26 protein-coding genes are annotated in these 25,936 nt (G+C 67.6%); 24 read left to right on the top strand and 2 right to left on the bottom strand.

The genetic code is table 11. The features are described from left to right. Positions 1 to 18: 18 nt before the first annotated feature. From AB8A24_RS18345 to AB8A24_RS18325, 5 genes are all read left to right on the top strand, one after another. On the top strand, positions 19 to 735 hold the full coding sequence (locus tag AB8A24_RS18345) for a hypothetical protein (RefSeq protein WP_369476645.1): 717 nt from the start codon (positions 19 to 21) through the stop codon (positions 733 to 735). After that, the gene (locus AB8A24_RS18340) at positions 735 to 1,304 is read left to right on the top strand and encodes a hypothetical protein (protein WP_369476643.1); all 570 of its coding nucleotides are present in this window, start codon (positions 735 to 737) and stop codon (positions 1,302 to 1,304) included. The genes AB8A24_RS18345 and AB8A24_RS18340 overlap by 1 nt, the downstream gene beginning before the upstream one ends. Next, on the top strand, positions 1,301 to 1,771 hold the full coding sequence (locus AB8A24_RS18335; protein WP_369476641.1) for a LuxR C-terminal-related transcriptional regulator: 471 nt from the start codon (positions 1,301 to 1,303) through the stop codon (positions 1,769 to 1,771). Before AB8A24_RS18340 ends, AB8A24_RS18335 begins: the two co-directional genes overlap by 4 nt. Next, entirely contained in the window at positions 1,768 to 2,244 is a 477-nt protein-coding gene (locus tag AB8A24_RS18330; protein WP_369476639.1) for an NUDIX domain-containing protein, read from the top strand. The genes AB8A24_RS18335 and AB8A24_RS18330 overlap by 4 nt, the downstream gene beginning before the upstream one ends. Positions 2,245 to 2,316: 72 nt before the next feature. Continuing rightward, positions 2,317 to 3,213 carry a TauD/TfdA family dioxygenase gene (locus AB8A24_RS18325; protein ID WP_369476638.1) on the top strand — a complete coding sequence of 299 codons (897 nt, stop codon included), beginning with the start codon at positions 2,317 to 2,319 and terminating at the stop codon, positions 3,211 to 3,213. Between the two features lie 138 nt (positions 3,214 to 3,351). On the opposite strand, the gene AB8A24_RS18320 is transcribed toward AB8A24_RS18325, so the two are convergent. After that, positions 3,352 to 4,125, bottom strand: a complete 774-nt coding sequence (locus AB8A24_RS18320; protein ID WP_369476636.1) for a glycosyltransferase family 2 protein — start codon at positions 4,123 to 4,125, stop codon at positions 3,352 to 3,354. Between the two features lie 65 nt (positions 4,126 to 4,190). On the opposite strand from AB8A24_RS18320, the gene AB8A24_RS18315 reads away from it, so the two are divergent. From AB8A24_RS18315 to AB8A24_RS18240, 16 genes are all read left to right on the top strand, one after another. Then, complete coding sequence (locus AB8A24_RS18315) at positions 4,191 to 5,441, top strand: nucleotide sugar dehydrogenase (RefSeq protein ID WP_369476634.1); 1,251 nt, start codon at positions 4,191 to 4,193, stop codon at positions 5,439 to 5,441. Between the two features lie 42 nt (positions 5,442 to 5,483). After that, positions 5,484 to 6,881: a hypothetical protein gene (locus tag AB8A24_RS18310; RefSeq protein WP_369476632.1), complete on the top strand. Its 1,398-nt coding sequence runs from the start codon at positions 5,484 to 5,486 to the stop codon at positions 6,879 to 6,881. Continuing rightward, a complete protein-coding gene (locus tag AB8A24_RS18305) occupies positions 6,863 to 7,972 on the top strand; it encodes a glycosyltransferase family 4 protein (protein WP_369476630.1) in 1,110 nt (369 codons plus the stop codon). Before AB8A24_RS18310 ends, AB8A24_RS18305 begins: the two co-directional genes overlap by 19 nt. A gap of 37 nt (positions 7,973 to 8,009) precedes the next feature. Next, complete coding sequence (locus tag AB8A24_RS18300; protein ID WP_369476628.1) at positions 8,010 to 8,486, top strand: DUF6093 family protein; 477 nt, start codon at positions 8,010 to 8,012, stop codon at positions 8,484 to 8,486. Then, complete coding sequence (locus AB8A24_RS18295) at positions 8,483 to 8,905, top strand: DUF6093 family protein (RefSeq protein WP_369476626.1); 423 nt, start codon at positions 8,483 to 8,485, stop codon at positions 8,903 to 8,905. The genes AB8A24_RS18300 and AB8A24_RS18295 overlap by 4 nt, the downstream gene beginning before the upstream one ends. 41 nt (positions 8,906 to 8,946) lie before the next feature. Next, the gene (locus tag AB8A24_RS18290; protein WP_327385551.1) at positions 8,947 to 9,357 is read left to right on the top strand and encodes a hypothetical protein; all 411 of its coding nucleotides are present in this window, start codon (positions 8,947 to 8,949) and stop codon (positions 9,355 to 9,357) included. Beyond that, positions 9,341 to 9,772 (top strand): HK97 gp10 family phage protein, encoded by a 432-nt coding sequence (locus AB8A24_RS18285; protein ID WP_327385552.1) that lies wholly within the window; start codon positions 9,341 to 9,343, stop codon positions 9,770 to 9,772. The genes AB8A24_RS18290 and AB8A24_RS18285 overlap by 17 nt, the downstream gene beginning before the upstream one ends. 69 nt (positions 9,773 to 9,841) lie before the next feature. Beyond that, entirely contained in the window at positions 9,842 to 10,282 is a 441-nt protein-coding gene (locus AB8A24_RS18280) for a hypothetical protein (RefSeq protein WP_327385553.1), read from the top strand. Between the two features lie 172 nt (positions 10,283 to 10,454). Then, positions 10,455 to 10,922: a hypothetical protein gene (locus AB8A24_RS18275; RefSeq protein WP_327385554.1), complete on the top strand. Its 468-nt coding sequence runs from the start codon at positions 10,455 to 10,457 to the stop codon at positions 10,920 to 10,922. An 11-nt stretch (positions 10,923 to 10,933) separates the two neighbouring features. Beyond that, positions 10,934 to 11,539, top strand: coding sequence for a hypothetical protein (locus AB8A24_RS18270; protein WP_327385555.1), 606 nt, complete (start codon positions 10,934 to 10,936; stop codon positions 11,537 to 11,539). A 26-nt stretch (positions 11,540 to 11,565) separates the two neighbouring features. Continuing rightward, the gene (locus AB8A24_RS18265) at positions 11,566 to 11,877 is read left to right on the top strand and encodes a hypothetical protein (protein WP_327385556.1); all 312 of its coding nucleotides are present in this window, start codon (positions 11,566 to 11,568) and stop codon (positions 11,875 to 11,877) included. Next, positions 11,874 to 16,694: a phage tail tape measure protein gene (locus AB8A24_RS18260; protein WP_369476623.1), complete on the top strand. Its 4,821-nt coding sequence runs from the start codon at positions 11,874 to 11,876 to the stop codon at positions 16,692 to 16,694. The genes AB8A24_RS18265 and AB8A24_RS18260 overlap by 4 nt, the downstream gene beginning before the upstream one ends. Continuing rightward, positions 16,691 to 17,581 (top strand): hypothetical protein, encoded by an 891-nt coding sequence (locus tag AB8A24_RS18255; RefSeq protein WP_369476621.1) that lies wholly within the window; start codon positions 16,691 to 16,693, stop codon positions 17,579 to 17,581. Before AB8A24_RS18260 ends, AB8A24_RS18255 begins: the two co-directional genes overlap by 4 nt. Positions 17,582 to 17,593: 12 nt before the next feature. Next, positions 17,594 to 18,520 carry a hypothetical protein gene (locus AB8A24_RS18250; RefSeq protein WP_327385559.1) on the top strand — a complete coding sequence of 309 codons (927 nt, stop codon included), beginning with the start codon at positions 17,594 to 17,596 and terminating at the stop codon, positions 18,518 to 18,520. Then, positions 18,517 to 19,623, top strand: a complete 1,107-nt coding sequence (locus AB8A24_RS18245; protein ID WP_369476619.1) for a hypothetical protein — start codon at positions 18,517 to 18,519, stop codon at positions 19,621 to 19,623. Before AB8A24_RS18250 ends, AB8A24_RS18245 begins: the two co-directional genes overlap by 4 nt. Next, the gene (locus AB8A24_RS18240) at positions 19,620 to 22,556 is read left to right on the top strand and encodes a hypothetical protein (RefSeq protein ID WP_369476618.1); all 2,937 of its coding nucleotides are present in this window, start codon (positions 19,620 to 19,622) and stop codon (positions 22,554 to 22,556) included. Before AB8A24_RS18245 ends, AB8A24_RS18240 begins: the two co-directional genes overlap by 4 nt. A 63-nt stretch (positions 22,557 to 22,619) precedes the next feature. On the opposite strand, the gene AB8A24_RS18235 is transcribed toward AB8A24_RS18240, so the two are convergent. Next, entirely contained in the window at positions 22,620 to 24,083 is a 1,464-nt protein-coding gene (locus AB8A24_RS18235) for an NACHT domain-containing NTPase (protein WP_369476708.1), read from the bottom strand. Between the two features lie 300 nt (positions 24,084 to 24,383). On the opposite strand from AB8A24_RS18235, the gene AB8A24_RS18230 reads away from it, so the two are divergent. From AB8A24_RS18230 to AB8A24_RS18220, 3 genes are read left to right on the top strand one after another with little or no spacing between them, the layout of a single operon-like run. Further along, complete coding sequence (locus tag AB8A24_RS18230; RefSeq protein WP_369476617.1) at positions 24,384 to 24,704, top strand: hypothetical protein; 321 nt, start codon at positions 24,384 to 24,386, stop codon at positions 24,702 to 24,704. A gap of 38 nt (positions 24,705 to 24,742) precedes the next feature. Then, complete coding sequence (locus tag AB8A24_RS18225) at positions 24,743 to 25,618, top strand: peptidoglycan-binding protein (protein WP_327385563.1); 876 nt, start codon at positions 24,743 to 24,745, stop codon at positions 25,616 to 25,618. Positions 25,619 to 25,643: 25 nt separating this feature from the next. Beyond that, positions 25,644 to 25,895, top strand: coding sequence for a hypothetical protein (locus tag AB8A24_RS18220; RefSeq protein WP_369476615.1), 252 nt, complete (start codon positions 25,644 to 25,646; stop codon positions 25,893 to 25,895). Positions 25,896 to 25,936 lie beyond the last annotated feature (41 nt).

Here is a 25,936-nt window from a genome sequence, read left to right as displayed (position 1 = left end):
GAATTGAGGAAAGGCACAGTGGCCAGACGAACCGATGCCGAGTCACCCGATTCGGCAAAGCGGACGAAACTCCTTGACCTGGTCCCCTGGATCGTCGTGTGGACGGGTGAGCCCGCCATCCCAGGGGAGATCATCGCCCGCCCCAACGGCATCGCGTACGTCGACGAGCTTCCCGCCGATCGGGGCAGGCACGGTGAACTGCTCCACCGCGGCGTCCGGCCCGTGCAGGACGACCAGCGCGGAAGGCCGCTGTTCGCCGACATCAACCACGCCAAGGAGCGCCGAGCACTACGGCTGCTGCTGTGCCAGGTCTGCGCCAAGCCCGCCGGCCGCACCGAAGCGGGCACCCTGTGGGTTCTCACGGTGGACGCGTACGAGAAGGCGCTTGAGATCGGGTTCGCCCAGGCGCCGGTGTGTCTTCCCTGCGCCCGGATCGCGGTCGAGCTGTGCCCCCGCCTCCGCGCCGGTCACGTGGCCCTACGGGCCAGGGCGGTCCGCCCCATCGGAGTCGTCGGCACGCTCTGCGCACCCAACCCCAACCCCTTGAATCCGAACGAGATCCGCGTAGTCGAGCGCGACTACGCGGCCTACTTCGACGACCCCTTGTTGCCGTGGGTCCTGGCGAGCGAGATCCGAGTCGAGCTGTCGGACATGACAGTTGTCGATCTCGACGAGGACTGGACCGCGCAGGCCACGAACCGACCTCACCCGAAGGCAGCCACCCCATGTACGTGATGACGCCTCTCACCAGCGAGCACTCCGGCGCCCTCGACGAGCTGCTCGACAGTCGCATGGAGCGGCAGATCGAGCGGCAGCACGTGTTCGACGGAGAAGCGGCCAGGCTCGTCGACCTCGTCCAGCGCGCGGACTCCCTCAGCGGCAAGACGGCCGTCGGCCTGTGGGACGGCGAGGTCCTTGTCGGCGCCATCGCACTCCAGTGGGCCGCGCCCGAGGACGGATGGACGATCGAGGAGCGCCAGGAGCCGACCCTGCTGGTTGCACTCGCCCACGCCCACCCGAGCCACAGGAGGGTCGGGCGACTGCTGACACCGTGGGTCCGCGACTACGCAGCCCGTCAGCCCAACCCGCCGGCATGGGTCCGATGCACGGTCCGCGTACCGCGCCTGGCGGACTACTTCCAGCGCACCTGCGGGTGGCAGAGCGTCCGCGAGGTGGCACTGCCGGGGAAGCGGACGATGCACCTGCTCCAGCAGACCCCCAAGACCGAAGACGGACTGGGATCCCTGATTCGCAGTGAAGGGCAGATCGCACCCACGTCGGCAGAACAGGGCGGCTTGGGATGAAGCGGCAGACCGTTGACTTCACGCCTCGTGAGATCGAGGCCATGGCCCTCCTAGCCGAAGGCAGGTCGGCGAAGGAGATCGCGGCGGCCGTGGGCAGATCCGCGGAGACCATCCGATCTCGCACGGAGCGAGCCCGGCACAAGATCGGGGCTCCCACCGTCGCGTGCCTGCTGGACTACGCCTACCGCAAGGGAGTCCTGCCCCTCCCTGAGCCGGAACAGCAGGGTTTCAAGACCTCGCCGGCCGAGCTGGCTGCGCTCAGGCTCGCAGCTCAAGGGCGCAGCAATACGCAGATCGCCATGGAGCTGCTCACCAGTCGCCAGAACGTGGTCGCCGACCTCCGCAAGCTCGGCGACCGCTTGGGCGCGAAGAACCTTCCCCAGATGGTCAGCCGCGCATGGGCGCTGCGACTCCTGCAAGAACCCGAGACCACGACCGCCAGCGCGCAGAAGGAGGAGGACCAATGACCATCCTGCTTCCGAAGGCCGAGTGGCTGGCCAGCCTGCCCCAGGTGGTAGCTGTCGGCTCGATGCTCGTCACCGATGAGGACGGCCTGGTTCTCCTCGTCAAGGCGAACTACGGTGCCCGCGCCTGGCAGTTCCCCGGAGGCATGCTCAACCCCGGGGAGTACCCGACGGTGTGTGCCGAGCGCGAGCTCGCGGAGGAAACAGGCCTGAACTGCCAGGCGGCCGGCCTGCTCGCGGTGATGTGGCACATCCCGAAGGAGTCGACCGGTCCCAGGTCGGTCGTGCAGTTCCTCTTCGACGGAGGCCGAGTCCCGGCCGACACCTCGGTCCTCCTCCAGGAGAGCGAGCTATCCGAAGCCCGCTGGGTTCGCGCGGCCGAGGCCATGAGGCTTCTCGACGACAAGCGTGGCGCCTGGCTGGAGGCAGCCCAGCGCGCCCAGCAGGGCGAGCCCGTGCAAGTCCTGGCCCGCTGAGGAAGGACATGCCCGTCCGGGCAGCAACACCCGAACGACACTCCGAAACCCCAAGAGATTAGGAAGCGCCCCGTGATCATCGACCTTCCCTGCGAACTCGAAGCCGCCCTGATCGACCTTCCTCTCCCGGCCTGGGAGCTGGACGTCCCGTTCCTGGCGAAGTCCACGCGGGTGCGATACCGGGCCGAGCTGACGGCCGTCCCACAGTTCGAGGAGACCGCCACGGTGCTGCGCCGCGCGCTGACCGGGGAGGGCGGCGGATTTGCCGTGCTGCGCCTGGGGAGCCTCGCCAAGGCCCTGGGCGGGGCCGACGACGAACGGTTCCTGCGGCTGGCGACAGCCTTCGCGGTCGAGGTGGCCGTCCCCTTCTCGCCCTTCCCGCGCTGGCCTCTGTGGAAGGACATCGGGGTCAAGATCGACAAGGACCCCGGGAAGTCGAGCGGCATCGGATACAACGCGTTCCACATGGACCTGGTAAACGGGACCCTGCCCCCGGACTACACCACGCTCCTGTGCGTCCGCCGCGACCCGCTCGGCGGCGGCCCCAGCATCCTCTCCGACGGCCACGCGGCCGTGTCGCGGCTGTCGGAGGACTGCCGCGCGCTCCTGGCCGAGGCGGCCTACCACTACGGGACCTTCTTCGACCTGCACGGCGTCGGCGAGGAGTACGCGCAGTTCCCCGTCCTGGACGGCCCCAACGGATTCGTCCGGTTCACCGCCAAGATGCTGGAGCGGTCGCAGCTCGGTCAGGCGCACGCCGACGCCGCCAGGCAGCTCGCCGAGGAGCTCGTCCGAGGGCAGGTCTCCTTCATGCTCGAATCCGGCGACTACCTCATCGTGGACCAGCGCCGCTTCCTGCACGGCCGCGAGGCGCTTCAGGACGGCCAGGAGAAGATCGCGGCCACGGACAGGCGGCTGCTGCTCCAGCTGTTCCTGCGCGCGCCCGTCGGCGCTGGCCCGGCCGAGTAATCGGCCGACGGGGCTGCGAGCTTCCGATCTTCGCCCCGAGGCCAGCCGTCGAGCCTGCGGCAGGGCCCCGGGGCGGGGACCGGCCGGGCTCCAGCCGGGGAATCGTCGGGCGCCGGGCTCCACGGGCCTCCGTCGGATCTAGATACGCGAGTTGCGCAGCGACTGCCAGGCGGCGCCGACCAGTGCCTGCGTCGCCCGCGGGACGGACAGATGCTCGTGCCGGCGGTAGAGGGCCCAGTTGTACTGCACGAGCGAGAGCTTGTTGGAGGACAGCGATCCCGCCTGGGCGGCTCTGTAGACCGCGAGCGGCTCGGCCAGGCCCCGGGCGTCGAAGCCGTCCCGCATGATCGACAGCCAGAGGGCGTAATCCTGCCTCTTGCGCATTTCCGGCATCAGCCTCGTGCCCAGGGCGTTGCGGTCGTACATGGCGGTGAGGGCTCCGATGTGGTCCTGGAACAGCATCGCGCGGTAGTCCACGTGCTTTCGCGCGCGGATCACTCGGCCGTTCGGGACCCAGTCGGTGCTCTCGCCGTCGTAGTCGGCGGCCATCTTGAAGTACGAGGTGAACGTCAGGGGCGCGGCGCCCTCTGCGGCGAAGGCGAGCTGCTTTTCGGTCTTCTCCGGGAGCCACATGTCGTCGCTGTCGAGGAAGGCGATGTAGTCCCCGCGGGCCCGCTGCATCGCGAGGTTGCGTGCCCGGCCCGCGCCGCCCTGTTCGGGGGCCGACTCCGGCAGGACGCGCTCGTCCTCCTTGGCGAACTCGCGGAGCAGGTCCATGGAGTCATCGGAGGACTGATCGTCGGTGATCAGCAGCTCCAGGTCGCTGTGGGTCTGCGTGAGCACCGATCGAACCGCTGCGCCGAGAGTGGCTGCCGAGTTGTAGACGGGCATCACGACAGACACCAAGGGCACAGCGATCTCCTTGCCAGACCAGGAACGACGGTCCATTCAAGCACCGCAATCGAGTAGGAGCTGCCATGCAGATAGTTGTCGCTGGTCAGGGCTACGTAGGGCTTCCCCTGGCCGTGCGTGCCGCCGAAGTAGGTCACCGGGTCGTCGGCTACGACGTGGATCCGCACCGCGTCCAGCAGCTCGCCGCTGGCGATTCGTACGTGGAGGACGTGGCCTCGTACCGGCTGCGTACGGTCCTGGGCAGCAGGGCCTACTCCGCGACCGCCGACGCTGGCGCGCTGGCCGGCTACGACCTCGCGGTGATCACGGTGCCGACCCCGCTGAGGGACGGCGTACCTGACCTGACCTACATCGAGGCCTGCGCCCGGACCCTGGGCGAGCACCTGCGCCCCGGCGCGGCCGTTGTCCTGGAGTCCACGACCTACCCCGGTACCACCGAGGATGTGCTGCTGCCGATCCTGGAGGAGACCTCGGGCCTCAAGGGCGGGGTGGACTTCCACGTCGGATTCAGTCCCGAACGCATCGCCCCGGGCAACAAGCGGTGGTCGTTCGAGGGAACGCCGAAACTGGTGTCCGGAATCGACGCCACGTCACTCGAAGTGATCAAGGAGTTCTACGACGGCATCTTTCACACCACGGTGCCGGTGTCCGGTCCCAGGGTCGCCGAGCTGGCCAAGCTGATCGAGAACACGTTCCGGCTCATCAACATCTCCATGATCAACGAGCTGGCGACGCTGACCGACCGCCTCGGCGTGAACGTCTGGGAGGCGATCGAGGCCGCCGGCACCAAGCCCTTCGGGTTCACCGGGTTCACCCCGGGGCCGGGAGTCGGCGGCCACTGCCTGCCCGTTGACCCGTTGTTCCTCTCCTGGAAGATTCGGGAAGACCTCGGCGTCCCCTTCCGGTTCGTGGAACTCGCCGACGACGTGAACCGGCACATGCCCGACTACGTCGTCCAGCGCGTCGTGGACGCCCTCGACAGGCGCGGCATCCCCGTCGGTACGGCCCGGATTCTGCTGCTCGGCCTGACCTACAAGATCAACGCTACCGACCTGCGCAACTCACCGTCGGCACGGGTCGCCGAGCTCCTGACCGGCCTCGGCGCCGACGTCCGCGGCGCCGAACCCAACATCCCGGACGGCGCCGAGCTGACCGTTCGCCGGGTGGACGCGACGCCGGAGGAGGTCGCGGCCGCCGACGCCGTGGTGCTCCTCATGGACCACGCACTCTTCGACCTCCCGATGATCCAGCAGCACGCAGCCTGGGTTCTCGACTGCCGAAACCGCATGTCCGGAGCGAACGTCGAAGTCCTCTGATCTCCCCCTGCCCGGCCCCGACCCCCATCCCCAGGAGTTCTCTTGCGCGACGAATGGGAGCACGCGCACACGGACTACACCGTGCCCGCGCAGCGTCGCAGCCCCGCCTCGCTGGCCGACAGTGAGGGTGACTGGCGCGACCACCTGGAACATTCGACCCCCAACGGCTGGCTGATCCGGAACAACGCCATGACCGAGGCGCTCGTCAGCGGTCGGCCGCTGTACCTGCTGCACACCACCCGGGGCATCGACGCCATCCGCACCAGCGGGCAGGTGCACGTCTCCAGCGGATGCCTGGTCGGCGCCCTGTACTGCTCGCCGCTCGCCGGCCAGCGTGAGGGTCTGCGCCCGCACAACCTCGGCGCCTACCTGCTGGCGACGAAGCCTGACACCGCGCCCATGATCCTCGAAGTCACCCCGGATGCGCCGATCCCGCCCAAGGGCGTGGACTACCTGCATCTCGGCGCCATCCACCTGCGCACCTACCTGCGCTACCGGAATTTCCTCACCCCGGCCGAGACCGACCAGCTCGACCGCGCCGTCCTGGCCGGCCTGCGCGCCGCGGCTGCGTTCCTCGACCTCGCCCTGCGCAACGCCACCGGCCACGCCACGCCAGCACCCGACTTCATCGACCGGCTGGCCGACGCCGTACGTGCCGTGCCGTTCCTCGGCTACCTGTACTTCGAGGTGCTGTCCGAATACCTGATGCTCCACTCCACCACCCCGGAGACCAAGAACTACGCCCAGGCGGGCGAGCTGAACAACTGGCTCTACAAGCGGCTCGCCTTCGCCGCCGTGGACGGCATGGACCAGCTGTTCGACCTGGCCCGTTTCAAGCCGCGCCATCACCGGCTTGTCCAGCTCATCGAGGGCATCGAACCTGCTCTCGGCCTGGGGGTCGCCGACTACGTCCGTCGGCGGCTGTCCCACCTGCTCGCCCGGACTGCGCTGCACCCGTCCCAGGACGCGACATCGGTCACCTTCCAGGGCGCTGACCTCAGCATGATCCAGGAGACCGCCCCGGGACTGCTCGGCCAGATGGTCTTCCGCGAGATCCGGTACATGGGCCGCTATCGGGAGCTGTACCACTGCTTCGAGAAATCCAAAGCTCTGGAGGCGTGGGACTACTGGAACAGTCAGGGAATCGCTGCACCCTTCAACGGAATCCTCCCCAAGGGCGAGATCGGAATAAGCCCCGCCTATCCCCGAGCGTCAGTCAGGATGTGGACGGCAGAACAGGACGGTAAGGGTTTCTTGCATCCGGTCGAGGAGGTCGTGGCCGTTGTCACGCCGCACTTGGCGTCGTGGTGGGCGCCTCCCCGCCGGCGCGAGACGCAGAACGCACCCCATGCTGCACGCGCCGGGTCGGGGCGCGATCTCCAGTTCCAGTCCACCGGTTCTTTCGATGATCGGGGTCCCGCATGGCCTCCAAGTTCCTGAACATCCTGACCGGCATCAATCGCGCCTCGGCGCCGTCGTCCGGCAGCATGATTCTCGTCAACGATCTCTACGGGGCGATGCCCGAGACCCACACGACCTTCCTCGGCAGGGAACCGGTCGATCAGACCTGGCAGGCCGCGTTCGGCCAGCTGATCACCCTCGCCACGACGAAGCGCCCACACGGCCCGGACTTCGACCCCTACCTCGACGAACTGACGCGTGAGGTCGGTGCGCTCATCGAGACCATCCGGCCGCACGCCATCCACGCCCAGTACCTCGGATTCGCTCTCAGCCAGGCCTTCGCCCGAACCGCCGGCAACATCCCGATCATCGCCATCGCCCACGGCCCCGACATCATGGCGGCCGAGCACAGCGCCCGGGAGCGCGAAGGCCTGAACGAAGTCGCTGCGGCGAGCGCCGCGATCGTGGCCCCGACCTTCGCCTTCGCGGACCGCATCGACCGTCTTACCGGACACCGATTTACCGACCGTCTCACCGTCATCCCGTGGGGGATCCATCTGAGGCACGCCCGGGTACGCGACCGTCCGCCAACCGGCAGCGGCCCTCTCTCCCTGGTGCACGCGGGCCGCCTGGACGACAACAAATCCACGATCACGGCCGTTGAAGCCCTCGCCCTGACCCATCAGCCGCACCACCTGACCGTCATCGGCCACGGAATTCGACGAGAACACCTTGAACAGCGGGCCAACGAACTCGGGCTACAGGAACGGGTCCATTTCGACCCGTTCCTTCCCCGCGCCGAACTGTGGCGCCGCCTTCCGAACTTCGACGCCTTCGTCTTCACGACCGGAGGCATGGAAGCCTTTGGACTCGTCGTGATCGAGGCCCAAGCGCACGGCCTTCCCGTGGCCTACTCCGACCTTCCCGGTGTGAGGGAAATCCTCGGCAGCACCGGCGTTCCCTATACCCCCGGCGATCCGCGCTCGCTGGCCGACGCCCTGGACGAGATGAGCCGGGACCACCACCACCGCAAGGCCCTCACCGAGGCGGCTCTCAACAACGCGCGCCGATACGACATCACCACCACGGGCCGCCGGCTTCGCGAACTGACGCTGCGCGTTACCTCCTAACCCCTGCCCCCATTCATCCAGACCAGCAGGTACGGGCGTGGCCGACGGTGTCAGTGGATCGGCATACGCTCAGATCATGAGCACTCCCACTGAGGGGCTGACTCTGGGGGGCGTCAGCGCGATCGTCGAGAAGAAGATCCTCACCAGCCGGGTCAGGATCGAGCGCAAGGGTGAGCCGGTGTTCAACCCGGACACCGGTCAATACGAACCAGGGCCCCCGGTCGTGGTCTATGAAGGGCCCGGTGCACTCTTTCCTGCTGACGGGCCTTCCGTGGTTCTCCACCTGGCAGGGCAGGCGTACGTGGACGACACACGCTCCCGGTACAGGCTCCTGACGCCCCTCCATGCCCCGGTCGCCTCCAGAGAAGACATCGTCCGCGTCATGCAGGCGGCCGACCCGTCAGCGATCGGCCGCACCTGGCGCGTGCTGGACATAGGTGAGACCGCCACCCTCAGCGTGGTCCGCACGACATGGGTCGACCAGGACACGCAGCGAGCAGGTGGAACGCCGTGACGACAGGCATAGACCCGGAAGAGGTGCGCCGCCACCTTGAAGCCGTCCTTCTCGTCGACACGGTCCGCATCACCCGGCCAACGGGAACCGCTCCGCTAGACCCGGACACCGGCCTCGTGGGCGAGGTGCCCGTAGAGCACGTCTATGAGGGTCCCGGTGCCGTCCTGTCGGGGCATGGGCAGGTGACGGCAGAGGGAATCGTCGGACGGCAGTGGCTGGACGACACGGTGTCCTGGTACCGACTGCTCACACCACTGGGAGCTCCGCTCCCAGGCCGGTACGACCGGGTACAGGTCATCGCCGCCAGATCCGGAAGCCCCGCGACGCTCGGCCGGGTCTGGCAGGTCCTTGACCCGTCAGAGGCATCGACCGTTGAGCTGGTCCGAGTGACTCGCCTTGACGAGGTCACCCCGCCCTAGAGCGAATCCGGGCCGTCCGAGATCGTGCATACGCTCGAATTATGGAGATCGCGAACAGTCCGCTCACAGATCCTCACCACGTCCGAATCAGGTCCCACGCCGGCGGCGGGGCAGTCGCCCTCGACGGCGTGGACATTTCCAGCCTCGTCCACAGCTACAGCCTGCACCACGTAGCCGGGCAACCAGCCCAACTGGTACTCCAGTTCTCGCCCGGGCGCCCTGTCACGGAGTACGACGGTCTCGCCCAGGTCGCAGTCGGCATCCCCCACGAACCTGGCGAGGCAGCCGAACGCTTCCTCGCGGCGATCGACATCCCGCTCCTGGAACAGGCCGCCATGCACCGATTGGACTTGGCCGGCGGGCGGCATGGGTTCACAGCAGCCATCGTCGAACAGCTACGGCAGTGGGCCCGAGGCGAGGAGGAGGGGGAGCTCGATGCCCTCCGCGTCTAACCCCCACCCGAACGCCCACGGCGCCGCAGGCGTCTACACGAACGCCGCTCAGATCGCGGCGCTCCTGGACGCCAGGGCGGTCCGGACTCTGCCGGAAACACTCTCGGTTGTCCAACACCACGCGATGCTCCTCGAGACCCGCATCAAGGCTCGCGCCTCCGGACGGCCGGGGCCCAACGCGCCCACCGGCGACTACCGGCGGAGCTGGACCCACGAGGTCTCGACAGACGGCGTCACGGTGACCGCCACCGTCGGCACGAACAAGCCCCAAGCGCGCCGCTTGGAGTACGGCTTCGTTGGCGCGGACAGCCTCGGCCGGATCTACAACCAGGCTCCGCTGCCACACGTCGGGCCCGCGATCGAAGAGATACGGCCCCTCTTTCTCGCGGCCCTCGGCGACTCAATCAGTGACTGACCGGCCAGACGTGCAGTCACCTAACGGACTACGCCTGCGGCCAGGTTCCGCAGCCAGATAGGAGGAGCAGTGCCCGTCTCCGGCCGCGAGGTCTCCCTCGCCGTACAGAAGATGCTGGCGACCGCCACGACCAGGAGCTGCGGGTACGGCACCGCGCCAACGGCGTCCAGCACGCCCACCGGTGCCCAAGTCCCGTACGCAGTTCTCTACCCCCTCGGTCTGACAACCGACGGGCCGCCGTACGGCCAAGCCGACGGCGACGCCCGCGCCCTGCTGCAAGTCACGAGCGTGGCCACCACAGCTGAGCAAGCCGAATGGATGGCCGACCGCGTCCGGACCGCCATGCTCGGGCGAAGGAGCAGCGGCAGCGGCTCCTACACCACCGACATCACCATCCCGGGCTGCGCTGTGCTCCGCCGTGGACTGGACAAGGAGGAGGGCGTGGCCGTCGCAGGCGGCATATACAGTTACGTGCAGCGGTACGTGGTCGAGGTGACATCGCTCTCCTGACCAGCACCGCCCTCACCGCGGAGGCCCCCTCGCGGACGTCCGGCCGATTCCGGTACGGGCTGATTCCCCTGTCGCGCTGCGCGCGGCGTCGTGGGGACGGGCCTCCGGTGCGTGCCGCTCCAGGGGTGTCCCCGGAGAGCGAGAATCAGTGGGTACCACCCAGCAGCGGTTCATGCGGCGTGGAACGACCGCGTTCTTCTTCCTGAAGGCCATCGCCGCCCCTTCCAACATTCCGACGCGGGCGGAGCTGACCGGCGCCAACGCGACCGATCTGGCCGAGGCCATCTCGGACATCGAGGGCTGGGCCCTTGAGAACGTGCCCATCGAAACGCCGGACATGGCGAGCGAGTTCACGACCTCCATCCCGGGTGAAGACAAGGCCGACAACAGCAGCTTCACCCTGTACGAGGACAAGGTCGACGGAACCCTGGAGACACTGCTGTCCAAGGGCAGCGAGGGCTACGTCGTGATCCTCCGCAAGGGCGACATCCCCCAGTCCAAGTCCATGGACGTTTTCCCCGTCCGCGTGGGCAGCCGGTCCGCGACCTACACGGCCGGCGCCGAACCCGCCAAGTACAAGGTCAGCTTCGGCATCACCGCAAAGCCGACCCTCGACGCCGTCATTCCGGCGAAGGCGTAAGGGGAAGCCGCATGTCCACGCAGAACACTCCGCCCCCGTCGGCTGTGGCCCGCGACCCCCACTGGGCCGCCAAGATGAAGAGGCTCCGCGCCCGGCGCCTAGCCGAGCGGACCCTGTCCATCTGCGACGACCCGATCCGGAAGACTGCCGTCACCGAATCCGCCCTCCGCGTCGCGCGGGCGCGCACCGAAGCGCAGGCCGCGTCGATCGAGCAGGGCGTCGCTGAATCAGCCCGGTCCGAGTGGGTAGCCCAGCGGCCTGAAGTCCTCGCTGCCGAGGGCGAGCTCGCCGACGCCCAGCAGGAACTCGACCGGGCCACGGAGCGGCTGACCTTCCGGGCTCTGCCGCGCCCGGCATGGGAGCAGCTGCTTCGCGAGCACCCCCCGACTGAGGCCCAGGCCGACGCGGGCATGGAGTACAACGTCGAGACGTTCCCTGCGGCCCTGATCGCCGCATGCCACATCGAACGCGACGAGGCCGGCGCCGAGGTGCCGAGCATGACGGACGCCGATGCCCAGGACCTCCTCGACGCGTGGGGCGACAGCGACGCCAAAGCGTTGTTCACCACGGCGCTGGTCGTCAACCAGACCATCCGTGCTGACCTGGGAAAAGGCTGATCGAAGACCCCGCGTTCCGGGCCGAGATGCAGCTGTGCGCCTCGTACGGCATCCCGCACAGCCACTTCTCGGGTGCCGGGGACGGACGGTGGTCGGCGCTCGACCGGGCGAAGGCGGTCGCGTACTTGGCCTACACGCAAGCGAACTGCGACGGGTGTGGCACCCGCCCTGCCGAGTGGGACGAGGGCATGGGCGGTGACCGGTTCGCCTACGTGCCCGAGCCGTACCGCTGCCTCGGCTGCGAGCTGATCGAGATGGAGCGCGAGCAGGTCCCCGATGGGGCCGAGGGCCGGGGGATGAAGATCGGGCTACGGCCCCGGAAGGACGTGACGCCGTGAGCGGCGCCTACACCCTCTACGTCAACCTCATGGCCAACACGGGCGGTCTCACCACTGGCCTTCGGGGCGCCGCTGGCCAGCTGCGCAGCTTCGACAGTGGCCTGGCCGGGGTGGGCACGCGCCTGGGGTCGGTGCGGTCGGCTACTGAGGCTCTTACCCGCGCGCTAGCAGCTGCGTCCGCTGAGTCGATCCGGTCCCAGGCGCGCGTAACCCAGGCTGCGGAGCGTGCGGCCGCCGCGCAGCAGGTCGTCACCCGCGCCCACCGCGCCCAGGCCCTCGCCGTGTCCCTGGCGACCAGAGCGCAGGAAGCGCACACAGCCGCCACCCTCGCCGGCGAGCGGGCGGCGCGGGCGCAGGCCCTTGCGCAGACCATGGCGTCGCGGGCACAGGTCACCGGCGGCGCGGGGGCTGCTGCTGCCGCCCGCACCGCGGCCGCCGCTCAGGTAGCCGCAGACCGCGCAGCCCAGGCCCACACGGCTGCGCAAACGCGTGCCGCCACCGCGCAGCTCGCCGCGACCCGGGCCAGTGGACTCGCCCAACGGGCTACTACGGGCCTGGCCGAAGCGGAGAACCGTGCCCTCACCGCGGTCACGGCACGGGACCAGGCGCAGCGCGCCGCCGCCCGCACGGCGCAGGCATCGGCACAGCAGATCGCGGCGGCGGAGAGCCGTGTGGCCGCGGCCTCGGCCGCTCGGGCATCGGCGTTCGCGCAAGGCGGCCTGGTCATCGGGGCGGCCCTCGGCGTGGGCGTGGCCAACGCCATCCAGCTGGAGAAGGCCATGGCGAACGTCATGACGATCTCCCAGCAGATCACCTCGCAGAACGTCGCCGCCTTCACCGACGAGATCGTCCGTCTGTCGACCGAGCTTCCCCAAACGGCGGAGCAGCTCGCCGAAGGCCTCTACCAGATCGTCTCCACGGGCTTCGATGGCTCGGAGGCGATGTCCATCCTGAACGTCGCCGCCCAGGGTGCCTCCGCTGGCCTGACCACGACAGAGACCTCGGCACGGGCGCTGCTCGGCGTGCTGAAGGCGTACGGCCTTCCGGCGTCGGCAGCGACCGACGTGATGGACACGATGTTCCAGACCGTCAACCTGGGCGTCATCAGCTTCGAGGAACTCGCTCAGCAGCTCGGCGACGTCGTACCGATGGCCGCGGCCGCTGGCGTCGAGTTCGACGACCTCAGCTCCGCCCTGGCCGCGATCACCCTCGCGGGCATCCCTGCCGCCGAAGCCGCAACCGCGCTCAACATGATGATGACGCGGATGGTCAAGCCCACCCGCGAGATGCGCGACGCCATCAAGGACCTCGGCTACGAGTCCGTGGCCTCCGCCATCGCCCAGGACGGGCTGTACGTCGTCGTCAACAAGCTGCGCGAAGTCACCGGCGGCTCGGCCGATGCCATCGCCAACATGTTCAAGGACATCAGAGCGACCCGCGCCATGCTCGCCTTGTCCGCGGCGGACGGCAAGAACTACGCCGACACCTACAAGGGCATCGCCATCGAGGTGGCGCGAGCCGGTGCCGCCCAGAAGGCGTACGCCATCCAGCTGGATACCACCGCAGGTCAGTGGGCTCTCTTCCGGAACCAGGCCGCAGCCCTGGGGATCGACCTCGGGCGTGCGCTCCTGCCCGCCCTCCAGACCATCGGCGAATACTTCAAGATCCTGGCCGGGGCGATCAACGACCTTCCGGGTCCCGTGAAGTCACTCATTGGTGGGTTCCTCGCTCTGGCCGCGGCGGGCCTCCTGCTGCGCGCGGCCGTGGAGAAGACGAGCGTGCAGCTGGCCGCCTTCCGAACCAACCTGGCCGCCGCGCAGGCCGGAGGATCCGCCCTTCCCGCCGTCCTTTCCGGGGCGGGCCTTGCTGTCACCGGCCTGGCCGCGCTGGTGACCCTCGGCGTCGCCGCCTATGCCGCGTACTCCGCGTCGAAGCAGCAGGCGAAGGCGGCGACACAGGAGCTCGTGGAGGCGATGCGCGCCGAGCGCACCGAAGGCGAGCAGGGAGCCGGGCTGCGGAAGCTGACCGAACAGCTCACGAGCAGCGGCGACCTCGAGAAGCTGCGCGAGGCCGGTGTCACCGCTGAACAGGCTATCGACGCGATCATCAACGGCGGCCAGCGGTACAAGGACGTCCTCCTCCAGCTCGACGACGCGAGGAAGGCCACGGTGAAGGAGGTCGGCAAGTCAGTCACCTTCGACGAGTCCTTCGACCGTGCCCGAGGCGTACTCGAACGGCAGCACCAGATGTGGGGTGACGCGGTGAAGAAGGAAGCCGCGCTCGCCGCCAACATGGACATCGTCAACGCGAAGATCAAGAACAGCAGGATCGAACTCGCCGGTGCGTGGGACCTGACGGCGATGCTCCCCGTCGACAAGAACGGTGCACCGAAGTTCACCGAGGAGATGCAGGCCATGGGCAAGGCCCTGGCCGACATCGTCGATCCGGCAAAGGCGTGGAAGGCGGCCCAGGACGAGGTGGCCGAGGCCAACAGAAAGGCCGGCCGGTCGGCAGACTCCGCGAAGGCGAGCCTGGCTGACTACATGGAGCAGCTACGGAAGCAGCTGTCTGCTCAGCGGGATTGGCAGAAGAACCTCGGCGCCCTCGCGGCCAGCGGCCGACTCGAACTGGTAGACCACTTCGCCAAGTTGGGTGTCGATGCCGCCCCGATGCTCGACGAGCTCGTGCGGCAGCTCGGCAAGGGCGGAAGCAAGGTTGCCGACGAGCTGGAGGCGATCATCCAGGAGGGGGCGGCCCGTTCCACGCCCGCCTTCCGCGCCGGCCTTGAGCAGCTCCCGCACATCGCCGAGAAGTACGGCAAGGAGATCGCCCAAGCGTGGGCAGATGCCTCAGCTACCAACAATCCCGGGAAGCTGGCCAGCGTCATGCAGAGCATGGCGCTTGCGGACATGGGGCGCGCCGCGTCGAAGCTGCCACAGGACGCCCGAGCGACCATGCAGCAGGGCATGAAGGTCCTGGCCGAGACAGCTGCCCGTGGGGGGAAGGACGCAGCCGAGGCCATGAAGACCGCCCTGCTCGGCGGCGACCTCGAAGGCGTCCGTACCCAACTACAGGCCATCTTCGGTGCCGACATGCCCATCAGCCCGCCCGACCTCTCCCGTGTTGTCGCCGCCTTCCAGCTCGCTGGCGGCCAGGCCAACACGGAGTGGAGCGGCGCCCTGACCTTGATCCAGATGACGGCAGCGACGAAGGGCACCGCCGCAGCCCAGGCACTGACCTCCGCGCTGCTGTCCGGCGACATGGCTGCGGTCAAAGCCAACCTCGATGCCATCGGTGTATCCGTCCAGAACATCCCCGGCTCGAAGAGCATCTCCGTCAACGTCTCCGCGCCCCCGCCGCCCCCCGTCGTCATCTCGATCCTCTACCGCCGTACCCCCATGCCGAACGACCACGACGGCAACGGGATCAGCGACTACATCCAGGCCCCGCAGGCAAACGGCAGCCTGCTCTCCTTCTACGCGAACGGCGGCGTACGGGAGCAGCACGTCGCACAGATCGCGCCTGCCGGAGCGTGGCGGGTGTGGGCGGAACCAGAGACTCAGGGCGAGGCATACGTACCCCTAGCGGGGTCGAAGCGGCCGCGCTCCAAGGCGATCGTCGAGGAAGTCGTACACCGCTTCGGTGGGGAAGTCGCCTGGTACGCCGACGGCGGGCTGTCCGGATGGTCTTACAGGCCGGCAGCGGCCGAGCTGTCCTCCCTGTCCTCGATCCGTACCGACTCCATGCGCAAGGTGACGAAGGGCGGCAAGGAGTCAGAGATCTTCGACCTCGACCTCTTCGAGAGGAACTTGGACAAGGCTGCGAGCAAGGCGGCCGCCTGGCGGCGCGACCTGGCCACCGTGGCTCGACGCGCCGGCCAGGACGTTGCCGACGCCCTTCAGGGCATGGGCGAAGACGGGGTCGAGCTGACCAAGCGGATGGCCAACGGCAGCTCGAAGTACATCCAGGACATGACCGACAACCTCCAGGCGCTGGGCAAGGTCGCCCGGGCATCCCTTGGCGACTTCACGACTCAGCTGAAGGCGGCCATCGAGAACCAGGAAGCCTTCGAGGCGAACCTGGCCAAGATCGCTGCCTGGGGCTACACGGATCTGGCGTCCCTCCTGGCCGAGCAGGGAGACAAAACCGCCGAGACGGTGGCCGCCGAGGCCGCGCGCTCTCAGGGTGCGTCGCGGGATGCCAACGACGTGAGCAAACGCGCCAAGGAAGTCGTATCCGGTGAAGCCCTCACCGACCTCATCCAGATCATCGGCGCGATTCGCTCCAACGGGACAGGCATTCACGAAGTCGCCGACGCAACGAAGCTGGACGAGGACCGCATCATCGAGGTCGCTCTCCTTGGCCAGGCACGTATTCAGCAGGTCCTGGGCGGTACTGCGGCGAAGTTCCTGGAGGACCTCGCGCGGGCGAAACGCGGACTGTCATACGCGGACGGCGGCATCCTCACGCCCGGGGTCTACGCCACGAGCAACGGCATCGTCCGCTTTGCCGAGCCCGCGACAGAAGGAGAAGCGTTCATCCCGCTCGGGGCCTCCAAGCGGGGACCGGCTCAACGGGTGTTGGCCGATGTGGCTGGCCGGTTCGGATACCAGCTGGGGGCGGCCGGAGCGAACTCACCGCGCGTGGTCGAAGCCCGACCCGAAGGCCGAACTGTCGTCATCCTGCGTGACGAACGCTCAACCCCGCTGATCGGAACTCAGAACATCCGCATCGACCGTCCGGGCGCCACTGAACAGCAAATCTCCGCCGCGGTCGGATACCAGCTGCGCCGCGCCAAGCGAGGTGGCGTCCGATGAACAGCGACCTCAGGGATCACCGGCACGAGCTGGGCGGCGTCGCCATCGGCTCCGGAACCCCGGTCGTGATCGCCACGATCGAAGGCCTGGGGCGACCCGAAGTCCGGACCGGGGACGTGGACCCACCGCACGCCGACGGCGTCTGGCTCGGCGCCGACTACTACGCCGGCCGTACGATCCGCATCGACGCAGCGATCAGGACTCCAGGCGACCAGGTGGCAGCCCTCGACATGCTCGCTGAACTTCAGCACGTCCACGACGAACCCAGCCTGCGCCTGACCGGAGGGGCGACCACCGACCTGCGGCTCAAGTTCCCTGGCAGGGACGTACGCATTGTCCGGGGGCGCCTACGTCGGCTTGACGCCGACCTGACGTCCTTGACGTACGGCTGGGTGCCCCTGGATCTGGAGTTCTTCGCTGCCGACCCCCAGTTCTACAGCGACACCGTCCAGCAGGTCACCTTGCCGCTCGGCATGATCGCCGACGGCGGGTTCACCGCCCCCTTGGTGCCGCCCGTCGTCGTCAACCCTGGCCCAGACGCGAACCGCCGACCTGGGTGGATCAACGTCGAGGGGAAAGCTCCGGCCTGGCCCGTACTCCGGATCACCGGCCCCTGTGCCAACCCGTCCATCACGCATGTCCAGACCGGGCGCGTCCTTCAGCTGAACACCACGATCGACGCCGGCGACTGGATCGAGATCGACACCCGCCCCACCTGGCGGTCCGTCCTGCGCCGCAACGGCGGCAGCGTGAACCTCGCCCCACGATCACGCATCGACACCTTCAACCTCCTGCCCGGTCGTAGCGAGCTGCGCTGGCAGGCCGTCGACCCCACGAACCGCGCTCAGCTGACCGTCACCTGGCGGCCGGCGTGGCCCACGCTCTGATCGGGAGTTTCCGTGACCCTCACCCCCGTCCCCCTTCTTACCAACGGCGGCACCCACAGTGCCCAGAGCTTCCGCATGATGATCCGCGACCTCGCCCGGGGCGCCGAGGGCGTCACAGAGGGCAGTGACCTGAAGGTCATGCCGTTGACCGTTCCGGCCGGCGGAGTCCTCGTCGGCGATGGCTCAGGCGTCATCCGTGGCCGGGCGGTGCCCTGGCAAGGCCACTACACCGCCTACAACATCGGCACGGAATCCGTTCCGGTCGCCCCCACCGGAGGCACCCCACGCGCCGACATGGTCGTGATGCGGGTGCTCGACCCGGAGTACGAGGGCACCCGAAACCCGGCGAAGGACAGGATCGTCGCCTTCGAAGTGATCCCCGGTGTCTCCGCCACGGCGACGACCCCGCCCCCGGGCTTCTCGGCGATCCCGTTGGCCCGCATCAACCTTCCGGCCAATACCGGCACCATCACCGCGGCGATGATCACCGACCTGCGCCGCATCGCCAACCCTCGCCGGGAGCGCCGCATCCAGATGATCAGAGGCTTCCCCTACAACCAGTCGCCAGCCACACCGGACACGTGGAGCGACTGGCCCACCGAAGCCCGCGTCCAGGTCGACGTGCCGTCCTGGGCTGTCACGGCAAACATCGTCACCCAGCTCGGCGTGCGTTTCTCCGGCAACCCCTACACCCGCCTCAGGCACAAGTTCGGGTCCCTCTTCGGAGCCGAGATCACCATGGACGACGACGCCGTCACCGGATGGTCCCGCGAGAACATCATGCTCGGAGACACCCCGCAGATCACCCCCGCCCTTCGCGGCACCACCCAAACCCTCAGCATCCAGACCAACCCGATGCCCGGATCCGTCTTCGCCCTGGATGTCAACGGCGGCTCGAACTGCGTCTTCGACGTGGAGTTCGTCGAGGGGGTGCTGTGACGCGCACCGGCTACCGCTACATCGCGCAGCACGCACTCACTGGCGAGATTCTCGATCCGGACCTTCCGCTCACTGATGTCGAGTACGGCCCCGAACTGAATGGGCCGGGAGCTCTCACGGCCTCGCTCGCCCCACGGTTCGGGCGTTCGCGACCGGACGTCTTGGACGAAGGCAACACGCTGTTGTACGTGGAGCGGGAGGGCCACCTGCGGTGGGGAGGAGTCCTGTGGCAGGTCACACCGGAAGACCGCGCCATCTCCCTCGAAGCCGCCAGCTGGTCCAGCTACCTCCAGCGGCGACACGACATCCACGGCGAGTACGACGGACGGGGCCCGTACGTCTACGCGGACCCCTGCCAGGTGATCCGTGACGTCTGGGCGTATGCGCAATCCCTCCCCGATGGGGACCTCGGCGTCGTAGTCGATGGCACGGTGTCGACCGCGAAAGTCGGCACGCCCACCGACCCGCTGAAGTCAGCGTGGTGGGAGGAGCCCGTTCTCGGCGACGCTGTGGACGACCTGGTTGCAGCCGTCGACTCCCCGGACTACACGTGCGACACCCAGTGGGGAATCGACGGGAGCATCCGGCGGCGGCTACGACTCGGATACCCGCGTCTGGGCGCACGGCGCACGGACATCAGCTTCACCAGCGGAGTGAACATCCTGAACTCCCCGGCCGTCCCGCGCTCAGCCGACGAATTCGCACAGACGGTCATCGCGACCGGCGCCGGTGAGGGCCGCTCGAAGCGCCGGCACGTCGACTCTGTCCGCGACGGCCGCCTGCGCATGGAGACGGTCCTCGCCCTGCCGGACGTGAAGGGAACCGACGTCCTCGCCCGACGCGCCACGGCGGAACGCACCCGCCGACAGCTGCGCGGCACCGTCGAGCAGATCAGCATCCGCCCCGACCATCCCGCCGCCCCGCTCGGCAGTTTCCAGGTCGGAGACGACGTGTTCACCACGGTCAGCAACGACTGGATCGACTTCGCCAGCTGGATGCGGATCGTCGGATGGAGCGTACGGACCGGTGGGGCCGACGGCGAGACCGTCACCGTGCTCCTGGCCCGCGCGGACTCCTTCCACTACGGGGAGGCAATCTCATGAGCAACATCGACATCGGCAGCCGCCTGGCCGCCCTAGAGCGACAGATCGCCGCCCTTCAGCGGTCGAGCCGCCTCGGCCACTCCTCCATCGAAAACGCGGCAATCGAGGTCTACGACGACAGCGGCTCGCTCCGCGCCGTCATCGGGCAGCAGGCAGACGGCACCTCCGGCGTCGTCGCCGTCAACGGACCGCAGCCGCCCCAGCCGTCGCGCCCGTACGTCGCTTCCGTCCTCGGCGGCATTTCGGTCACCTGGGACGGGACATTCCTCGAGGAGGTCGCGCCGCCCCTCGACTTCTCCCGCGTCGAGATTCACATCGGCGCCACGGACGGCTTCATCATCAGCGAGACCACCCTCCGCGCGACGATCGAATCCCCGCGGGGTGGCACGCTCTTCGTTGCAGCAAGCACCCCGATGTACTTCAGGCTGATGGCGCGCACCACATCCGGCACAGCCTCTGACCCGTCGCCGCAGGCAGGACCGATGGGTCCCGCGGCTGTGGTGGCCCAAGAGGTCCTCGACGGGATCATCACCGAAACCGCGTTGGCCGAAGAGGCCGTGGGTCGGATGCACCTCCAGGTGGGCGCCGTGGGCCACACCCAGCTCGGTATCGGAGCGGGCAACCTCCTGCCCGACCCGGGATTCGAGGGGCCGTACACCGATCAGAACCTCACCGGCAAGACCGGATGGAGCCTGGCCACCGGCAACAACTCCGCACGAGCCCTGCAGGCGGGGCCGAAGGGACCTCCCCCCAGCACAGGGAGGGCTCTGAGGATCACGGAACTCGCAGTCTCTCCCGGTGACCGCTTCTTCCTCGCCGTTGACTACCGAGTGTCGACGGACTGGACCGGTGACTCCATCCGGCTCTTCATGGAGTGGCAGGACGCCCAAGGCGGCACCCTGAGCTACGGCATCCTCGCGGTGACCCCGGCACCAGGAGCCCCGTGGGCGAGGGCCAACCGCCAGGTGCAGGCCCCAGCAGGGGCGGCCAAAGCGGCCGTCTGGATCAAGAACCATGAGGCGACCACCGGGACCGCAGACTTCGACAACGCCGAGGTCCGCACAGTCATCGGCGCCGGCATGGTCCTGGCCGACTCCATCGGCACACCCGAGCTCGCGGCAGGTTCTGTCGTAGCCTCCAAGGTCGCGGCCAAGACCTTGACTGCTCGCGAGGTCAAGGCGCTCTCGCTCACGGGAGCCGAGATGGCCACCAACTTTCTCGCCGCTCGGCATGTCGCCGCTGGCACCCTCAACGCAACCCATTTGGCCATCGGTGTGGACGGCAACCTGATCTCTGACCCCAGCTTCGAGGGAGCCGTAACCACAGGCCGTCTCGCCACCGACTGGACCGTTGTCGCTCCAGGCCGGGACAGCCCCAAAGCCCTGCGTGTGGACTGCACCTCAGCAACGCCGGTCGATAAGACCATCACGCTCGGCACGTTCCCCGCTATGCCTGGCCAGCGCGTCTGGCTCTCCGCCGACTACCAGCTCTCGACCGACTGGGTGGGGACACGGGCGAACGTCTACGTCCGCTGGGAAGACGCCGCTGGAGCTGTCCTCGCCTACAGCCGGATCACCAGCGGCAGCGCCGCGGCAGGGTCCAACTGGAAGACGATGTCCGGAGCACCGGAGACGGCAGCTCCCGCCCAGACCGTGCTGGGGCGGATCAAGCTGGCTGCCGACGACGGCAAGGCTGGGTCGGTCCTCTTCGACAACTCGACCTGCCGCATCGTGATCGGCTCCCAGCCGAGCGGAACACGGGCCGAACTCTCCCCGGCTGGCCTCGTCCTCTTCGACGAGGGAGGCGACGAACGCGTCAGTCTGGTCACAGGCCGGGCCAATTTCCTTACTCTGTCGGGCCCTAATGGTGGGGCGGTCGCGACGATCGACGAGAGGGGTAACGGGGGCTTCAACGATGTTTCCGTCGCCGGCGGGCTCACCGTCGGGGGCATCCGGCTCGACTCGCGCCTCGCCGAGTCTCCCCGCGGTCTGGTCGCCATCAGCCGCCAGTACAGCGCGGTCACCGGCAGCGCCAACGAGATGGGGTTCGTCGAGCTGGCCTTCCAGTCAGACGTGACCCGGATGTACCGCATCGTGGTGGATTGCTACGTGACCGCGTCCTCCGAGACAGGAGAGGTCCACGTAACCCTCCGCGATGGCGGTGCATCCACTCCCACCGTCAGTAGTCCCGTCATTCAGAATCGTGTCTTCTCGATCAACGGCCTTACCTGGCGGTCGGTGCGGGTCGAGCTAATCAGGTCCGGAGCAAGCCTCGGGCCCGGTTTGCATCGGATCCTGTCGACATTCCACGCCCAGTGGGCACCAGGCGGAACCACCGTGACGCTGTTCGGTAAGAGCGAGCAGCCAGCCCACATGTACGTGGAGGACATAGGGCCGGCTATCCCTGACACGGGCGTTTACAACACCGGTGGCGGCGTGGCCACCCCTCCCAAACAGCAGTACGAGCGGACCTACACGGCTGCATGGTCGGGCAGTTACGCCAACCGGGGCGCGTACAACTCGTACTACGGTTCCCAGTGCATTCAGGGGTACTACTCCAGCAACAACGGGGTGCAGGCCGCTCTGATCGGCTTCCCGTCGTCCTTGGCATCGGATCTGGAGGGAGCCTCGATTCAGTCGGTCGAGCTGTACCTGTACTACGCACACTGGTACTACAACGCCGGCGGAAAGGCAGTGATCAAGGCGCACGGCCACGGGTCGAGGCCGGGGACCTTCAGCTGCGACGGTGACTCGCGGACGATTGACTGGGGCAAAAACGTCGGCAAGTGGATCGACATCAGCTCCATCTTTGATTCGACGAGCTGGAGGGGTGTGGCACTGGATTCCGCGAACAGTTCGCTGGACTACTACGGGCGGGCCGAGGGCGTGGGCGAGGCGCATCCGCCCCAGCTGAAGGTCACCTACGTGAAGTAGCAAGCATCCGGATTTGTAGCTGTCTGTTGTTCGGCGTGCATGGGCGAGACTAAGGGTTCTCGCTCATGTAGATGCCCTCTGGGCGAGGTGGTCCTGGAAAGTCTTGTGAATAAAAGCCACTCCATCGCCCTTACGCTGCAAGAGAGCACGCTCGCAGGAATAGTCGACGAATTCCCTGCGGAGATACGGGTAGAGAATCCTATTGAAGGGATTCGATACCAGCGTGGCAAGTCTGTACGTGGGGAGACGTGTAAGAGTGCGCGTGACGGTGATCATAATTTTATAAAAGGCTCGATCGACGGGATGTCCGTTAAATCCATCCAATATGGTTGATTGGGCGATGATTCGGAGTGGGTCTTTCGGGTAGATCACCGTGACCTGATATCTGTCCATCTGGCTGGCCATGGCGTGTAGGCGGCTTTCAGTCTCCACGGCGCTGAAGCGGCCATTCACTCGATCTCCACGCAACGTGCGGTCTCTCGTGATCATGCGTTTCAGGAAAGCGTCGAATACGAGTCCCCTCCGTTCAGTGATCGTCCCGGTACTGTGGACCGCCTCCTCCGTGGCGCCGGCGTACGCAAGAACAGCGATGCTCAACATGAGAGGTGTGGTGAGCAGGCGGGCCAGGTCGGGGTCCGCCGCTGCTGCGGAACGGAGTCCCTGGGCCTGCGCTCCCGCACTATTGAGAAACGCGTGTACTGCTTGGATGGGCAGAGGCTGAACCGTCACCGCTCCGTTGACGGTGATTTTCTGCTTCATCTGCTGATAGTCGCTGATGCGGCAGGAAATGGCGATGGGGCAATGTGAGTGGCCGTCTGCTGAAATGAAGTCGTTGATTCGAGAGACGCATTCGTCTTGTTGCTTTGGGTCTACCTCGTCGAGGCCGTCGAGAATTAGGCAAAATTTCCCTGCTGTCAGCATTGCGCGCGTGACATCTGACGGCGTGCGGTAGCGGCGCTGCAGTTCTGTAATTAGCCACTGCTCGAGGGATCCGCCGCGCCAGTTCGTCAAGAGCAGGAAAACGGGCACCGGTGCCTCGGTGTCGGATTGTGCGTCCTCGATGAGCGAGGCCACCAGTTCCAGCATATGTACGGTCTTTCCCGCCCCTGGGGCGCCGAGAACCAGTAGTTGCCGATTGTGCTGGTCATAGGCAGTCCGCAGTGAGGATCCAGATGGGAGTGGGATGCCTGCCTCGGTTGTGAGGTGCCGCTCCCCCCAAGGGTCATGCACAGCTGATGGAGAGTCCTCGAGGCCGAGCTCCAGGCGGGCAGTGTCGTTCCAGCGAAGCCCAAGATCACGAGACCAGGTGTGATGCACTCGATGCACGAGCGCCCCTCGCTCGCGCTCCAACCGCTCTTCGCTTACTTCCGCCGGATCCTGACTCTCCAGCTGCGTTCGCAGGTGGCGGATGTAGAGGCCAACCGCCGCAACGATGAGGGCGCCTACGCACGCCGCCGTCAACCACCGGGGTTTCTCCCCTACGACGGCCTTCACAAGGTCAGGAAACAGGCCTGATGCCGTCTCCATGGCCACGAAAAGAACGAAGGCAGTGAACAGTGTTCCGGCACGCCAACCGAAACGCTGGTTCTGCAGCCGTCGTCTAGATCCCATCCCAGCCCCCAGTGCCCTTCGTTGGCGCAGCACCATACCGAACTTCGGGCCCGCCGTACGGCTGGCTGCTGGGCTCCCCTCCTGAGTGCTATGTGCTCCCCGAGTTGTGGGCAACTACTAGTACTTCGGATTGGGGCGTTGGGCTGGCATAACCAACCCGATCACGGACGGCCGTAGAATGACCAAGGGCGTGGGGCCGACTGACTGGGGAGCACCGTGACCGGCCCGAACCAAGATCCCACGCCCTGGGAGCTGCTGCGCGCGGTCCAGCAGCTGCGTGACGATCTGCGCGCCGATTTCGCCGCCCTGGCCAGCCGGCTGGAGCAGATGGTCACCAAGGACGTGTACGCCGCGGACCAGAGGGCTGTCGAGCAGCGGATCGGCACCCTCGAAGGTGATCTTGACGAGCTTCGGGAACAGCGCGAACGTGAGGCGGCCGACACCCGAACCAACCGGCGCCTGGCCCTCTCCGCCCTCGTCGCGCCCGTTGTAGTGGCTCTCCTCGTGGCTGTACTGCTGGCCAAGCTGAACGTCTAACATCCATCCCGGCGCGGGGGAGTTCGGGAAAGCGCCTGATGGCAACACCGCTCACCGCGGACCGAGTTCTGTCCGCGCTCAATGCCGCCGGTCTCACTGTCGAGGAAGTGGGCGACTGGCGGAACCACAACAGGAACCACCGCGGGCCCTTCGGTCCCGTTCATGGCGTCGTGATCCACCACACCGTCAGCACGGGCACCGCGTACTCCGTCGAGCTCTGCTACGACGGGTACGACGAGTTGCCGGGACCGCTCTGCCACACCGTCATCGACAAGGCGGGAGTGATCCACCTGGTCGGCCACGGCCGAACCAACCACGCCGGCAGCGGCGACAGCGATGTCTTGGCCGCCGTAAAGGCCGAATCGGCTCTGCCGAGCGATAACGAGGCCGACGTGGACGGCAACCGATACTTCTACGGCGCGGAGCTCATCAATCTCGGTGACGGCGAGGACCCGTGGCCGCCGGAGCAGGTCGAGGCGGCCGCACAGTGGGCTGCCGCCCTGTGTCGGGCGCACGGGTGGGCGGCGGCCTCTGTGATCGGCCACAAGGAATGGCAGCCCGGCAAGGTCGATCCCAGCTTCTCCATGGATGACTTCCGTTCCCGGGTGGCGGAGATCCTGGCCGACTCCGGAAGCAGGCCGCCCACCGGCGCCAAGCCCCCGCAGGGGGGTGGAGCACCGGGATTCCCTGGCCGCAACGCCTTTGGCCCGGGGAAGTCCAACGAGCACATCCTGCACCTGGGCCAGCAGCTCGTGAAGCGCGGCTTCGGCGCGCACTACCGAGTGGGCCCGAGCCCCGAGTGGGGTGAGGCTGACCGGCTCAACACCGCAGCCTTCCAGCGGGCCCAGGGGTGGAGCGGCGACGACGCCGACGGCTTCCCCGGCCCCGAGACCTGGCGACGCCTCTTCGCCTGACCGACCCCGAATTCGAGGAGCAGCCTTGAACCTGTACGCATCCCTGATCCGCACCGGCGTTCCGGCGGCCGTCGGCTGGCTCGTCGCCACGGCGCTGAAGGTCGGCCTGGACCTGCCCGCCGACGCGGTCACCGGGGTCCTGACCCCCGCCGTCATCTTCGCCTACTACGGGCTGTTCCGACTTGCCGAGGAGCACGTCTCTCCGCGGTTCGGCTGGCTCCTGGGCTACGCGCGACCGCCGAAGTGCGACACTCCGGAGGCGACGCCGGCCGTCTGATTCGGCTTCGGACATGGAAGAGGGCCCCCGCCTCACGGCGG

The organism is Streptomyces sp. BF23-19 (assembly GCF_041106355.1).
Lineage (GTDB): Bacteria > Actinomycetota > Actinomycetes > Streptomycetales > Streptomycetaceae > Streptomyces > Streptomyces virginiae_A.
Note: the sequence above shows the minus strand (reverse complement) of the source record. Positions and strands in the feature narration are given on the sequence as shown.